This is a genomic window from Pedobacter terrae (genome assembly GCF_036946585.1).
Classification (GTDB): domain Bacteria; phylum Bacteroidota; class Bacteroidia; order Sphingobacteriales; family Sphingobacteriaceae; genus Pedobacter; species Pedobacter terrae_C.
On the sequence record NZ_JAQIIV010000010.1, the window covers coordinates 38,611 to 53,087 of the forward strand.

Annotated in this window: 17 protein-coding genes; 4 read left to right on the top strand and 13 right to left on the bottom strand. The window is 42.7% G+C overall.

Annotated elements, in window-relative coordinates:
• Positions 1 to 500: 500 nt before the first annotated feature.
• Positions 501 to 779 carry a hypothetical protein gene (locus tag PGN18_RS14160; protein ID WP_335320187.1) on the top strand — a complete coding sequence of 93 codons (279 nt, stop codon included), beginning with the start codon at positions 501 to 503 and terminating at the stop codon, positions 777 to 779.
• Positions 780 to 1,745: 966 nt separating this feature from the next.
• On the opposite strand, the gene PGN18_RS14165 is transcribed toward PGN18_RS14160, so the two are convergent.
• The 4 genes from PGN18_RS14165 to PGN18_RS22450 all read right to left on the bottom strand — a co-directional run bounded on the left by PGN18_RS14165 (position 1,746) and on the right by PGN18_RS22450 (position 4,105).
• Positions 1,746 to 2,429 (bottom strand): DUF421 domain-containing protein, encoded by a 684-nt coding sequence (locus tag PGN18_RS14165; RefSeq protein WP_335320188.1) that lies wholly within the window; start codon positions 2,427 to 2,429, stop codon positions 1,746 to 1,748.
• A complete protein-coding gene (locus PGN18_RS14170) occupies positions 2,426 to 3,118 on the bottom strand; it encodes a DUF421 domain-containing protein (RefSeq protein WP_335320189.1) in 693 nt (230 codons plus the stop codon). Before PGN18_RS14170 ends, PGN18_RS14165 begins: the two co-directional genes overlap by 4 nt.
• A 312-nt stretch (positions 3,119 to 3,430) precedes the next feature.
• Positions 3,431 to 3,739: a helix-turn-helix domain-containing protein gene (locus tag PGN18_RS14175; RefSeq protein ID WP_335320190.1), complete on the bottom strand. Its 309-nt coding sequence runs from the start codon at positions 3,737 to 3,739 to the stop codon at positions 3,431 to 3,433.
• A 96-nt stretch (positions 3,740 to 3,835) separates the two neighbouring features.
• The gene (locus PGN18_RS22450) at positions 3,836 to 4,105 is read right to left on the bottom strand and encodes a response regulator (RefSeq protein WP_442955364.1); all 270 of its coding nucleotides are present in this window, start codon (positions 4,103 to 4,105) and stop codon (positions 3,836 to 3,838) included.
• 286 nt (positions 4,106 to 4,391) lie between these two features.
• Here PGN18_RS22450 and PGN18_RS14180 point away from each other — a divergent pair, with 286 nt between their 5' ends.
• Positions 4,392 to 5,483, top strand: a complete 1,092-nt coding sequence (locus PGN18_RS14180; RefSeq protein ID WP_335320191.1) for a PAS domain S-box protein — start codon at positions 4,392 to 4,394, stop codon at positions 5,481 to 5,483.
• An 85-nt stretch (positions 5,484 to 5,568) separates the two neighbouring features.
• Here PGN18_RS14180 and PGN18_RS14185 read toward each other — a convergent pair whose 3' ends face one another.
• The 9 genes from PGN18_RS14185 to PGN18_RS14225 form a co-directional block, all read right to left on the bottom strand.
• The gene (locus PGN18_RS14185; protein ID WP_335320192.1) at positions 5,569 to 5,922 is read right to left on the bottom strand and encodes a hypothetical protein; all 354 of its coding nucleotides are present in this window, start codon (positions 5,920 to 5,922) and stop codon (positions 5,569 to 5,571) included.
• A gap of 136 nt (positions 5,923 to 6,058) precedes the next feature.
• The gene (locus PGN18_RS14190) at positions 6,059 to 6,739 is read right to left on the bottom strand and encodes an SOS response-associated peptidase (protein WP_335320194.1); all 681 of its coding nucleotides are present in this window, start codon (positions 6,737 to 6,739) and stop codon (positions 6,059 to 6,061) included.
• A gap of 22 nt (positions 6,740 to 6,761) precedes the next feature.
• Entirely contained in the window at positions 6,762 to 8,006 is a 1,245-nt protein-coding gene (locus PGN18_RS14195; RefSeq protein ID WP_335320195.1) for a Y-family DNA polymerase, read from the bottom strand.
• Positions 7,990 to 8,418, bottom strand: a complete 429-nt coding sequence (locus PGN18_RS14200) for a LexA family protein (RefSeq protein ID WP_335320196.1) — start codon at positions 8,416 to 8,418, stop codon at positions 7,990 to 7,992. The genes PGN18_RS14195 and PGN18_RS14200 overlap by 17 nt, the downstream gene beginning before the upstream one ends.
• A 352-nt stretch (positions 8,419 to 8,770) precedes the next feature.
• Complete coding sequence (locus PGN18_RS14205) at positions 8,771 to 8,950, bottom strand: hypothetical protein (RefSeq protein WP_335320197.1); 180 nt, start codon at positions 8,948 to 8,950, stop codon at positions 8,771 to 8,773.
• A 185-nt stretch (positions 8,951 to 9,135) separates the two neighbouring features.
• A complete protein-coding gene (locus PGN18_RS14210; protein WP_335320198.1) occupies positions 9,136 to 9,981 on the bottom strand; it encodes a DUF3560 domain-containing protein in 846 nt (281 codons plus the stop codon).
• Between the two features lie 631 nt (positions 9,982 to 10,612).
• Positions 10,613 to 10,891: a hypothetical protein gene (locus PGN18_RS14215; RefSeq protein WP_335320199.1), complete on the bottom strand. Its 279-nt coding sequence runs from the start codon at positions 10,889 to 10,891 to the stop codon at positions 10,613 to 10,615.
• 62 nt (positions 10,892 to 10,953) lie between these two features.
• The gene (locus PGN18_RS14220) at positions 10,954 to 11,619 is read right to left on the bottom strand and encodes a DUF6624 domain-containing protein (RefSeq protein WP_335320201.1); all 666 of its coding nucleotides are present in this window, start codon (positions 11,617 to 11,619) and stop codon (positions 10,954 to 10,956) included.
• A gap of 425 nt (positions 11,620 to 12,044) precedes the next feature.
• Complete coding sequence (locus PGN18_RS14225; RefSeq protein ID WP_335320203.1) at positions 12,045 to 12,206, bottom strand: hypothetical protein; 162 nt, start codon at positions 12,204 to 12,206, stop codon at positions 12,045 to 12,047.
• A gap of 15 nt (positions 12,207 to 12,221) precedes the next feature.
• Here PGN18_RS14225 and PGN18_RS14230 point away from each other — a divergent pair, with 15 nt between their 5' ends.
• Together PGN18_RS14230 and PGN18_RS14235 are read left to right on the top strand one after the other, a co-directional pair.
• A complete protein-coding gene (locus PGN18_RS14230; RefSeq protein WP_335320204.1) occupies positions 12,222 to 12,959 on the top strand; it encodes an ImuA family protein in 738 nt (245 codons plus the stop codon).
• Positions 12,960 to 12,964: 5 nt separating this feature from the next.
• Positions 12,965 to 14,473, top strand: a complete 1,509-nt coding sequence (locus tag PGN18_RS14235; protein WP_335320205.1) for a Y-family DNA polymerase — start codon at positions 12,965 to 12,967, stop codon at positions 14,471 to 14,473.
• Positions 14,474 to 14,477: the final 4 nt, after the last annotated feature.

The window sequence follows — 14,477 nt, forward strand, 5'->3', positions numbered from 1 at the left end:
TCGGCATTACCTGTCTTCCACAGATGTGCCGAAGGATGTGATTCACTATGTCAATCAACCTATCTAATTAACTTTTACATGTGTTATATTTATATTAATTGAAATAAAACAATAATCATGAAAAGCTTAGCAAAAAATTAGCTATTCTTTCCAGAGAAGAAATAATCAGTATCAAGGGCGGTATGCGATGGACCAACCACAGGAGCTCAAATGTAGAAGATAGGAGAACGTTAGGTGGTGAATCGCTGTGTGCATTTAGACAGCGGACGGAATCGTATACCGCTCTAGAAATCCTGAATAGCTTGTATTAACCATTATGGCTTCCGCATTCGCTTTGAACAATATTTAATTCGAGATAGTCCGCTCCCCATAAACAATCCATTTATTAAGAATCGTTTATAAAATCGATTATGTTGCGCCACTTTTCTGCTCAAAGCCCTTTACAAAGTAAGGGTGCAATTTTTCTTGGGTCGGAATTATTTTTAAGATAGTGTATTTATTTGCTCGCGAAGGTATTAGATGGAAATGGTGTAGTGGATAAAGATTGGTTCAGAGAAAGTAAAGATTCGGAAGGCGGAAATTCCGGATTCGGAGAAATGAACAAAATACTGCTTCGCAGGAAAGATCAAAACACCAGGTCAGCAATTATTAGCGACATTATTCAACTTGAAGAAGGGAGATTATTTATTAGTGCTTTAATGGGGTATAGAATGGTAAAATGGGGAGGCATAATTGATTTACTGTTGCAAATAACGATTAGTCAAATCGCAATAAATTAGTAATCCGCCAGATAATAAGGGATTCTTCTGGTCCAGCTATCAGCTAGAAGATAAAAATTAAAAAATATCAAAAGATAAGTCTTGAATTTTTTTCAAAATTTTTCTGGACCAATTCAATTCTTCTGGTATAGAAGCAATTAAATGGTAAACGACGAATAAATACTGTATAGTGTTAACCAGGAAGAATTATCTTCACGTCTTTGAGCCTTTTTTCAGACGACGTGATCTAATCCTGCCAGCGCTTATGATTGGAAAAATGGTTGGAGTATATATCAATAGAGAGTGTGTATTGCGTCTACTTGATAAGATGGCAAAAAGAGAAATGGATAAAAATGAAGCAATTTCAAACGCCTTTCAAAGTAGTTGCAAAATTGCAGATTCATATCATCCTGTCAAAACAATAAAAGACCGCTCATCTCAAAGTTGAAGATATCATTATCCACCCCAATCCTACAGAACATATAATCCAGGCCACTCATCATGACCGTTATGAAGTGTATATCAGCATAACCACTAATATACCCACCAAGAAAGGGATTCGGAGCCCTAACTAAGAGTGCTTTGAACCTCGCGAAGGAAAAGCCAAAACACTCTATTCAATCACTTACAGCGCCATCCCCTAGCAAAAAATTGGCGGGCAAATGGAGAGAAAACAGGGTGTTCAATTGACGACGTCCCAGCCAATATACATGCGATCCGCGACAAGCTACAAATGTGAGCAATATGGGTAAATCCTGCTCACAGAACTAAGGACCTAAACGAAAATAGATGCTGTAGGTACCTGGACAAATTAATTCTGATGGTCTTATTGCATTTTCATTAGCTTGCAGGCAAGCAAGACATTTCTCCAACTTGAGTACTGGTTAATGAAAATGACATAATATATGCAGGCGTAGCCTGATGTTGATTTGCATCCCAGCCAATCAAATCCACAATTTTAATTCGCTCATCGGATAAAATATTGCATCAGCAGATTGGACTGGTGAACGTTTCTCCCCCGCAATTGCAGCAGCTAATCTCTTTTTCATTATTCGGCAACTCTCCACAATTGATGCAAACCTTATGCTTTTGCCGGGACTGACGGTTTAGAAATTCTTCATCAAAAGCCGGCAATACCGATAGCCCGGGAGTTGGCTGATCTTTTTTCAACATTGTAAATTCGCCATCTACCTCCAGATATAATCTTTGAACTTCGCCAAGATGGCGTATGCCATGTGATCTCAACTGGGCAAATAACCGATCTTCAGTCAGACGGACCCTAAGCATTTCCTTTTTATCAATTACCCCATTTTCAATCAGTAAACTGACATCGCCATGAGCAAATTGTTCCATTAGCTGATTTCCATACGCTCTTGTTGCGATAACCCTTTGAATCGTTATCACAACCAACGCCACCACCAGAGCCGGTAGAATACCCCTATCAGGCGATTGGATAGGAAGGCCTATTGCTGCTGCCAGGGAAACCAGAGCTGCCATCTCATTACGGGATAATTGTGCGGCCATCCTCTTGCCCATTGCGCGCATCGAAAAGATTAACAAGATAAAAACAAAAGTAACCCTGATTAATAGTTCTACGTAAAACTCAGCTGGTAAATCCCCAAGAAGAATTCTTTGCCAATCGTATAAGTGTATATCTTCTTTCTTCATCATTTGGCTATTATCACGGCTTCGATCCATTCATCGTGCGTACAATTTGAACATTTATGAATTGCTTCAACCTCTTCCGTGTAACCGCAATTTTTGCAGGCCATTAAATTCTCATGCTTATCCTGTTCAGTCCAAAGCATATGATCTGTTGGAGGGAAAACCGACAGCCCCGGCTTTGAGTGATGGAAACAGTAAATACTGAAAATCCCCGAAGTTTCCATATACAGGCGTTCTACACAACCGAGTGACATTACCCCATTTTGCCTGAGTTGTGAAAAAATCATTTGCCGGGTGATCTTATTTTGACGTAACTCGGCTAACTCAAATACACCATCCCGTACGAGCATAATTGGTTCGCCCATATATAGTTTTTCAAAAGTGGCACTCTTGTACCCAAACCAACTCATTCCCCGTTGAAAAGTTAAGGTACATACAAGAAGCAGCATGCCCTGTGCCAGTCCACTTCCAGGCAACTGCATCGGCACGGAAACGATGGCTCCCAAAACAAGCATCACAGCCATCTCGTTTATGGAGAGCTGACCGCTCATCCTTTTTCCAAGCCACCTGATGATCAATAATAAAAACAAATACATGAGCAGTGTCCTGATCAGGGTCTCAATTAAAAAGATCTCCGGAGCTTCTCCGAATAAAATTCTTTGAAAATCATTTAACTTGACTTCTTCAGGATCCATATAAGATTTAAATTTTGATTTACGTTAGGTAAAGCCATGATATTAACATGATGAATCTGTAAAGGTTTGAATAAGACGATTATAGTTAATATTATTTTTTTCCCGATTTTTGATAATTACTAATCGATTAGCTTAAATACCTTTAGTTTTACAGCAAAAATCTCTCAAACACACAGAAATTTTAAGTTTTCCCCTCTTATTCCGTATGTAAATGCATATAAAGCGCTTACGAACGTGTTTTTTTTAGATAAATGCAGCCTTTGCCGACAAGCATTAAACGATCATCTTTTTACGATGAACCCTAACCTGATGTTACATTTGTTTTTCGGCCTGAGCGATAGTTTTGATTAAGTCGCGATGATTTAACATCACCAATTGTACTACCTCTACCCTTAAGATTACCTCCAGCTGAAATAAACGGTCAATGGTTAACTTACTATAACCAAGTTCAATTTTGCTATAAGCATTTTGGGATATGCTAAGCTTTGAAGCGAGATAGCCCTGGGTGTAACCTCTGTATTCTCTAACCAATCTAATATTCATGGCAACAATTTTTGCCTTTTGGGAAAGTACATTTTCCATAGGATGCGCATGGTTTAAATATTTTAAAATATGGAACATGTACTACAGGGTCTAATGGTAAGCTTTAATACACGAAGGTTTACAAAGGAATGAGAACATGACCTATATGAATTAACAAAATGATCAACTAAATGTTTAGACATGTCTTATGCTTCGGATAGCTTCCATTTTAGCATGATTAACCCCGTCAGCACGAATTCCATCGCTGGATTCCTTGGAAGAGGATACAATTACCACATGAATCGAGGATAATGTTGAATGTTGCTTTAAATGTTCCAAAAATGCCCATCCATCCATGCCGGGCATATTGATGTCAAGGAGGATTAAAAATTGTTTGTCTTTATTATCAGGGTGATAAAGATAATTGATTGCAAGTTCCCCGGAAAGAAAATCAAACAGGAATATAGAATTTAAACTGGCAGATAGCTAAAATCTCATCACTATCATCAATCACAAGAATCTTTTTCATAAACAACTAACTCATCAGGTACGTAACTTGGTGATATAAAGGTTTTAAAATTATTTTTGTTTGGTCAAATCAGATTGTTCAGCGTGTCAAATGAAGAAAAATGATCAGGGTTTTAACTTCTGGGGTATGTAGATTTATCATTTAAGGGAGCTAAATCGTTTTAATACTTTTCTGAAAATAATTTGTATAATTTTTGCTTATTTCGGGGAAAAAATGGTGCGCATGAAGAAAGAAGATGTTGTTACGCCAGGAACGGTTAATAGATTCATTGATTTAAATTTGGCTGGAAATTATGAATTCCAATCTATCCTAGATATGGTTACTGATATATGCAGTAAGTCAATCGCTTTTATCACTTTGATCGATGATAGCCGGAACTATGTGAAGATTGCCAAAGGGATTCATCCAGATCAAATTGTCAAGGAAAGCGATTTTTACCGAAATGCCATAAAATCTTCGGCTATAATGATTGTCTCTGACGTATGTAATGATGAAAGGATAAGTAGTAATTCGCTGGTTACCGGGGAACTGGATGTAGGTTTTTTTGCGTTGGCCCCTTTGATTACGCAAGGCGGTGAAAGTATCGGTGCACTATGCCTATTAGATCAGAAAGTTGGAGAACTAACACCTCAGCAACTACAGATGTTTGGGATATTATCTCGTCAGATGATGTATTTGATGGAAATTCAATCGACTACTGAACAGCTTAAGGAACAACTCCAACGTGCAGAATCACAGAACAAATCATTACAGGAGATCGCGTTCATTCAGTCTCATGAAATAAGGCATCCCTTAACAATAATCATGGCTCTGGTCAACCTAGGCTCTAATGGCCAGATGAGGCTAGATAAAAAATGGTTCGAAATGCTTTCTGATGCAGCTTTTACTTTGGATGGCCGAATAAAGGCAATAGTGAATGAAACCATCAATGAAAAAGACCTAAAGCTTGCCAGGTTTAATAGAATGGTTCAGGAGATAGAAGACTATGCTATTTTAATGTTAGATCAAGAAGGAAATATTGAAAACTGGAACCGGGGCGCACAAATCGTTAAGGGATATCACGAGGAGGAAATAGTTGGCAGAAACTTTAGCATATTTTATTCATCAAAAGATATTCAGGAAGGCAAGCCCCAAAAACTAATACAAGAAGCAAAAGCCCTCGGCAAGGCAACAGATGAGGGATGGAGGGTAAAAAAAAACGGAAGCACATTTTGGGCTAACGTAGTGATTACCGCTATCCATGATAAAGACGACAATGTGATAGGATTTACAAAGGTTACAAAAGATCTGGGTAGACATCATGATCCGAAATAATTATTATCCCGCCGGCAAACTAATTCCACCCGTAGTTCCCTCTGATCAATTATGCAGCGTCTTCAACTTACGCATTTATTTGAACTCATGCCCAATCCGGATTTTTGACATTCAATGTCTTGGTATATGACATCCCCCTCCCCCGGATGATAATCTGAAACACGTAACCTTGGTAACCGGTATGTTTTAAGAAATGACCAAGATTGTCCTTTAAAACCCGATCTATCATACGGGGTGCAACCTGATCAATCTGACCTTTGAAATAACGATCTGTGTAGCGTTCATTAAATCCAACCAAATCAATGACAATATCTGTCCCATGCACCTCGACCAGTTTCTCGAGACTGAGAATCCAGGGCCGCATGAAGTTATTCAGCCAGAACCAACTTTGGATCTGCCTTTCAAGGGCAGGTTTAAAAATTGCAAAATTCATTTCCATTACAAATCAAAATTTATCCTTCAATTTAACAGAGATTAAGTCCGGGTATCTGTTGACACCTATGCAGTCTGCAGCTCAATGATCTTCCACCCAAATAATAAAGGATGTTAACTGCACTCAACCAAAACGCAAATTTTTAGTCAAAAAGTGTGAGGTCAGGCCCTGATTGCCTGTTGTTGTTTTCATGCTTGTTACGGGCATTGTTGATCCTGGAATCAACCTGCCAGCCCTTCAATAAAGAGTTGTCGGCAGGATGGAGTACCTTTAACCGCTGATCAACAGGCAGCTCACGGTCCAGCCATATTGCACTTTCACTTTGCGTAAGGATGCAGGGCATGCGGTCATGGATTTTTCCTACATATTTATTGGCCGGTTGCATGATCATCGTACAGGACGGTATAACGATTCCGGTTTTGGGGTCTTTCCAGCTATCCCAATAGCCTGCGAGTAATAGTATCGCGCCGTCTGTACGCTCAAAATAGTAGGGCTGTTTTTTATCTCCTCTACGATCCCATTCATAAAACCCTTCAACCACAAATACGCAATGTCTCCTTCCGATCAGACTTTTATAGCTGGGCAGCGAAAACATCGTCTCTATACGGCAATAAGTGGTAGAAAATTTAGGTACCTCTTTAGAACCGGACGGTATCAGGCCCCATTTTACATAGTGTAACCTGCCTGGTCTTGCATCCAGGATGACGGGCATATCCGTTCCGGGCGGGCGGTTGGTATCTTTTTCCCTTGCATCTCCGCCAAGCAACACCCCTGCCTTGGCAGCCATTGCCAAACTTTCACCAATCAATGTTCTTCCGCACATATCTTTGTTCCTTTAAATGTTCCTATTTAACCATTATAATGTCGCTCCACCTGGTGGTATAACCCTTTGAGAGGTATTCATGCTTGAGCCGCCATTTTTTCTCGTACCCCTCAGTGGCCATACGCAATGTTCCCCTGCCATAGGCAAGATTCAGTTTGTCGAGCAGTGCAGAGACTGTATCTTTCTTACCCCCATCATGTGCGGTAAAAGCATTAAGCTGTAGTTCGCTTTCCGGTACCAGGCCAGTGGCAATCACCCCGGCTTTGCGATATTTCATCCCGGCCCTGAACAGTTTTGCCGATACCCTTACTGCGATACTGACCAGATCTATTGTACTGTTACTGGCGATCAGTAATTTATGGGTATGACTGGGGAAGTGCTGGGGGTGATCTTCCCTATTTTTGTTCGTGTAAAGAAACACCTGTAAATAGAGACAACGCAGTTGCTCCCTACGCAGCTTCTCTGCCAAACGGCTTGCGTATAGTGTCAGCGCCTCCGAAAGAATTTCGGGCTCCGTGATATAATTTCTAAAAGAGCGGCTTACCGTGATTCCTTTTTTCACCTCCCTCACTGCATCAAGCGGAATAGCGGGCCTGCCCCAAAGTTCGTTCCACATCCGCTGTCCCATGATCGTCATATTTTGCTTAAACCACATCTCTGGCATTTCCCTCAATTGAGCAACTGTACGAATGCCCAGCGCTTCAAATTTTTTATAATGCTGCCTCCCTACGCCCCAAAGGTCATGAACGGGAAATTCCTTTACCGCTGCTGTTATCTTTTCATCGCTGTCCAGTACCATGACACCATTTGCGTTTTTTGACAGCTTATTGGCCAGTTTAGCAAGGGTTTTGGTTGGTGCAACCCCGATTGACACCGGGATACCGGTATTGCGGACAACCGATTCTCTAACCCTGGGGATATAATGCTGCAGGTCCGTTACCCCTCCCAGCCATCCGAAAGCCTCATCAATACTATAGACATCCAGCCTGGGGAACCATCTGCCCAGATTGTGCATCACACGCTCACTCATATCTCCATAAAGTACGTAGTTGGAGGAAAAGACCTGTATATCAAACTTTTTAATGAGGTCCCTCACCAGAAATTCAGGATCGCCCATTCTAATGCCGCAAACCTTCGCCTCCTCACTCCTGGCAATCACACATCCATCATTGTTGCTAAGTACCACCACGGGCTTACCATTAAGCTCCGGACGGAACAGCCGTTCAGCCGAAGCGTAGAAATTGTTACAGTCACAGAGCGCAAACATGACTATACCTCCCAATCTTTAATGCATTCGGTAACACATTCCTGCATACTGCGGTTACCACACCCCAAATCTGCAAAACTCCGATTTCTGTTTCAGTGAGCACATTGTGGTCATTCTTCAGTACAATGCCATTTTTATCCATCAGACAGATCCGGCAGGTAAAACAACCCGATGAAAATGCAATGACCAATGCGCCATGGGCAGGTTTCAGGGACCGGTCAGTGATGAGGATATCGCCATCCAAAACACCGAAAGACTGCATTTCCATACCCTGCATCCGAAAATAGAAAGTTGAATGGGGATCAATGACCAGCTTTTCGGCAATATCAAGCCTTCCCTCCAAATAATCTGCCGCGGGTGATTGAAACCCGGAAATCTTCTGCTCTGCCCTGTTCTCGAATGACCTGATCATAAACCAACTTTCTCTTATTGAACACAAATTTATGCTAAAATTTTTAGCAAAAAGAAATTCAGACTAAGATAACTTACAACCCGGCGGAATAATCAAAACGGATCACCGCGGACACTTCTTTAAGTGCAATATTTTAGCGCTGAATTCCTTGCTTAACTTCCCCGGCTAAATCTGTGTGATTTGTAAACTTTCGTTCGTAGATGAACCTGTAATATTTTTCTGCCTCAGTGATGTATACGAAAGCCGATAGGTGTCAAACATTCCTAAAAAAGCTAACAGATGCCGCAGCCGAGTGTCCGCAGACGCGAGGCTTCCGGCCGTCCAGTGGACGGCCGTCACCGATTTCCCTGCACTATCTTAACAGAATCAGTTTCTGATAAAAATCCTCCCAATATGCACGTAGCCTTTTATCCAGTTCTGTAAACCTTGGATCTTGATGATATTGGTTTCTATAAATGTCTGCCCGCTTGATTGCTACTTCGAGATCGTCTACCCTGATCGGCCTTCCCGCAAGATCTATAACTTTCATCATTATTTTTTTAAGTTCGTCCCTCCAGGAGATAATTAAACACTACGTTTCAAATTCCCATTGGTTTATTGAGTTAAAATGCAAGGCATTCAAAATCTTTGTATCAGGCAGGCCAATGACATAACGGATTGCATCGCCCTGCCCTTCCACAAACGGTTTCAATACAAATCTACCGCCTGAAGGTCATCCTAAGTTTCTACCGTTCCAGCTATGATCCTTCCCCAATAAATTGCATTATTACTGATGTGCCGTTGCCATGCCCCTTCAGACCTGCACCAACGGAAGCCGTGCTGTTTTAGCTTTGCGATAACCTCCTGAACCGGCCTGCCATCAAAAAAAAGCTGCAAGCGATTTGCCTCCCTGTTCTCCAAAATGCGCACCCCTTTGATCACCATATCAACTGCCACGGTCTGCCCCTGATTTTTTAAAGCTAACACCCGCTTTTCAATACGCCTGATGTTTGCACTATTATTTGTTAAGGTAAACTGAGCAAATCCCTGCCCCCCAAACTTAGGCTGTATAAGCTCATCCCACATCCGGTCATTCCCAAACTTCAAATTCAGAAAAGCATTTTTATTATTTTTTCTGATACACTTATTGGCCGCCTTCATAAACTCCTGCATCTCTTTTAAACTGTTCAGCTTCTCTTCCAGTTTAACGATCGCCTCTGGGTCGTCCGAAAAGATGGCACCATTATTTTTGATGCCCGCCGCCTTCTCCGAATAATAAGCGGCTTTATGATCTGCCTCAACCGATCGCTTCATTGCGACCGATATCTTTTCCCTGTACCTTCGGTCAGACTTTTCAGAATGGTGACCTATGAGAATAGGCTGTCCCATTGGGATCGCATCCGCCATTTTCTGGCTCAATTGATATAACCTATCCGATTCAGCTTCATTCTTTGAAGCTCTTTCTTCCGCACCTGCAATGCGGTTCACCCTGCGTTGATGAAAATCATGTTTCATAGTCCAAAATGCAATTCTCCGGCTGCACCATACCGTCTTTAGTTCTAAAATCCTGTTAACTATGTTCATCTCTCTTTTCCCAAAAAATCTTTTCAAAAGAAAAAACGGAAAAAAAGAAAGTCCTGAAAAACGGGTGCATAAAGAACGGAGAGCTATAAGTCCCGGAGGGTGTTCTTGCGCAGCCAGAACATTATGCGCTCGCAGAGAATGGAGTGCCCGAAATTCACGGCCTTTTTTACCGTTTCTATTGGAAAGTCCGGTTAGCGTCTCCATTATCATGATTTAAGCGATAGACAAAGAGCTTGGTAGTTTAAAATCAAGGAAGACAAAAAAGATTTTCGTGAAGGAAATATATGATCAATGCCATGATCAAAAATTTTTATACGCTTATGCTACCGCTATCCATATTCCAAAGTTTTTGGCATGGAAAGAAAATCTAATCATCCATTGGATCTTATACCAATGGGGACTAATGATGCCAGGAGAATAATACGGTTTTTAAAACAAGCGGATTTTACTATAAGTGTGTAACATCAAAACAGGAACTTTTGAATGGCACCAACCCTGATAAGCCAAAGATAATAATGACACGTCCTGAAGCATAAACCTATCACCCTAAACCTTTCACAATTACTTTTGAACTGACTTTCTTACTTTCTACTAAAATCCAACTGTAAAACAAATTAACCGGACGGCTAATTTATGTTAATCTCATCAGGATTAAAAACACAATCCCCCCAATCAACAGCAATGAGAAATCAATCCAAGCCAGTCTGTAGCGAGATTTCGAAAATAGATAAAACATCTCCCCGATCAGGTAAATGCCTTCAAGCAACAGGATAGCCAGAGAAATGAATAACCATAATTTGATATCCATTCCGCTGTTACCACCACCTTTATCTGTTTCAATGAACTGAAGACCAAGAAAAAAAAACGCAAATGCCCCAAGGATAAACCGGGGTAAAAAATGTTTGATCATAGCCAATAAAAATTTTCAAATGAAAAAAGATTATTGATGCAACCTTTTGTTTACATCTTTTGCTATCGTATGCCCTGTGCTGTGAATATTCGTTCAATGATGGGAAGATCCTTTTTATAGCTTTCCACATTCCAATCCTCCAGGTAGGTCTGCATTGGAGTCATCCCCATGGATTTGCGGCGTTTATCTAGATTATCAACGTCAGCAATCGGGTAAGGATATTTCTTTCCAGATTTTCTATCAGTAAATAGCTGGCTACCGAAACTTTGTGTTTTTCCCTGCCGGGCATTGATCCGGTCTTCCAAAATAGCCAGGTTGCTGGATAATATCCCACCCTTTTTTTCAACATCCTGTATCAGCGGTAAGTATTCAAGTTGTGTTTGCAGGTCAGCATGTTGTATGACCAAGAACAACCCCTGAGCTGCGGTCATACCAACCTTTTGAGGACTTTGCCAACCTTTTTCTTTAATGATTTCTTTTACACGTTTTAAATTGATGTTATCGGTCTGGCGCATGACTTCTCTAAGACTATCTACATATTCTTTTGGTTTTTTAGCTTCCAGTGCTTCGGCGACTGCGAATCTAACAGACTGGTCGGATTTAAATATGGATTCCAATGAATCTTTTAAAGGCTTGTTCAATTCATCATCATTAATGAGGAAGGATGTCACCTGACTGTAAGCGCACAGAGAGAACAGACAAAAGAAAGTTAATAAAGAAATTTTCATAATCGAAAGTTACAAAATTTTCAGACAATATGCGCATATATTAAAATGGGGACCGGTTTTACCATCTCAACAAAACGCAAGACAGATATTCATTTCAAGCAAGTTCAACTTATACAACCTGGTCTTGACTTTATGCGGCTTATCCGACCGTATCTTTGATGCAATGATTTAGGGGAAGAGCCTTTATGACCATTTATCAGCCTGCCGTGTCCAGGCAAAAAATCTCTTTCCCAATTTATTATTTTTCTCCCCCCTTACCCTGTCAGGGACAGCAGCGGCATCCTTTTGGAACAAAAGATACAGCGAATGGCCCGGCCCGCAGGGGACAGTCAAAAAAAGCATAACTTCCAACCATAATACGCATAAAGAATCCTTTCCACCTCTCAATACCCCACTGGGGAAATCCAGTTATTCTTGGAAAAATACTATCGTGTCCATAATCCCGCATCATATCCAAAGCGATAAGCACCCTGAATCCTCACGCCCGACTTATCCACCAAAAACAGAATCTTTTCAACATCATACAAATTACCAACAATTTTAGCTTTATGTTTGTTATTTATTTTAAATACTAAATATAATAGCATAAAATTTATTGCGTCATGGATGCCAAAAGGGAGTTGTTTCAAAAATTGCAACAGGATATACTGCTGTGGCAGGGCTTTAAGCCCGTGTCCGCGGGAAAGACTGAACGCATCGGCCTTGGAGAAATAGAAAATTCTTTTCCCGGCAGCGTATTCCCCAAAAAGGCGATCCATGAATTCATCACCGTACTACCGGAACATTCAGCGGCAAGCGATGGCTTTATTGCCGGGCTCCTGGCCGTGCTGATGGAAAATGGTACCGCCTGCGTATGGGCCAGTACCTCGCGCCGGTTGTTTCCGGCTTCACTTAGTCTTTTCAATGTAGCACCAGAGCGCATCATTTTTATGGATGTGCAAACGGAAAAGGATGTACTATGGATCACAGAAGAGGCATTGAAATGCGAAGGGCTTGCAGCAGTAGTGGCCGAGGTCAGCAACCTAAGCCTTATCGAATCACGCAGGCTGCAACTTGCGGTAGAATCCAGTGGCGTTACCGGTTTTATCCTCCGCAAAGACGAAAATAAAACAGCAAGTACAGTGGCTACCGCAAGGTGGAGGATCAGCCCACTGCCTTCCCATACCGAAGACGGAATGCCCGGCCTTGGCTTCCCGCGCTGGCAGGTTGAATTGCTAAAAGTCCGAAATGGCAAGCCCGGAAGTTTTATACTGGAGTGGGCAGGCGAAAAATTCGAAGAAGTCAGGAAAGTTGAAAAACAAACCGTATGGTCTGAACTGGAGGGCAGGCAGATTGGATAGAAATCATGCAAAAGCGTTTTGTTTCCATATGGTTCCGACAGCTCCTGGCTGACTGGCAGCTTATCCGCAGGCCAGAACTAAAGAACGTACCCTTTGTTTTCGCTGCGCCCGATCACGGCCGGATGATCATCACCGCCGTTAGCCCCATAGCCAGCAATTTTGGCGTGGAAACAGGCATGCGCGCAGCCGATGCCAAAGCCATCTGCCCGGGGCTGGAAGTGCTTGACGATAAACCTGGGCGGCCCAAAAACCTCCTCAAAGGCCTTGGCGAATGGTGCGTGCGCTATTCCCCGATAGTCGCGATAGATGAATTCGGGATGGATGGACTGCTGCTCGATGTTTCCGGATGCACGCATCTGTGGGGCGGAGAACGGGGCTATCTAAAAGAAATCGTTTCCAGGTTAAAAAGCAAAGGCTATACCGTACGCCTTGCCATTGCCGATACACCAGGCGCCGCATGGGCGGTGTCCCGTTACGGCAAGATTACGCCGTTGATCCCGACCGGCGGGCAAGTCGATGCCCTGCTGGACCTGGTCCCCGATGCCCTGCGTTTAACGCAACCAGTGCTGGCAAAATTGCGCAAACTGGGATTCTATCAGATCAAAAGTTTTATCGGGATGCCCAGGTCGGTACTGCGCAGAAGGTTCGGAGAGGATTTTCTGCTCCGCCTGGCACAGGCCACCGGCACAGAAAACGAGGTGCTCGTTCCCCTGCAGGTGCCTGTGCCATTCAGCGAAAGGCTGGCCTGTCTGGAACCCATCAAAACCCGGAACGGAATAGAAACCGCCATCCATAAACTACTGGAAAATCTGTGCAATAGATTGCGGGCTGAGGGGAAAGGCTTGCGTACAGGCATACTGACCTGCCACCGGATTGACGGAAAAGTGGTGCAGGCGGATATCGGTACAAGTGGGGCTACGCATAGCATCAGCCATTTGTTCAAGCTTTTTCAACTGAAGATCGACCAGATCCGGCCAGCGCTCGGCATAGAGCTTTTTGTTATGGATGCACCCAAAGTGGATGATGTGGAGGTTCCACAGGAAGAAATGTGGACATCAACCCCCGGGCTTGATGATAAAAGCCTGATCCGTCTGCTGGACCGCGTGGCCGGAAAAGTAGGGTTTCAGGTCATCCACCGCTACCTGCCTGCAACCCGGTATTGGCCGGAACGATCGGTGCAAAAGGCGCTTTCGGTAACTGAAAAACCGGCTACTACCTGGCGCGTGACCCAGCCCAGGCCTACCGAGCTGCTCAAAACGCCCGTGCCGATAGAGGTAATGGCGATTATCCCCGATCACCCGCCAAAGTTTTTTATCTATAACGGCGTGCAGCACTTGGTGACAAAGGCCGATGGACCCGAGCGCATCGAACGCGAATGGTGGCTGGACCAGGGCGTGCACAGGGATTATTATCAGGTGGAGGACGAGCAGGGCGGCCGATACTGGCTTTTCCGTTCGGGGCACTATGGTGGGGAACAAAAGTACAAATGGTTTATACATGGTTTTTTTGCATAGTGAA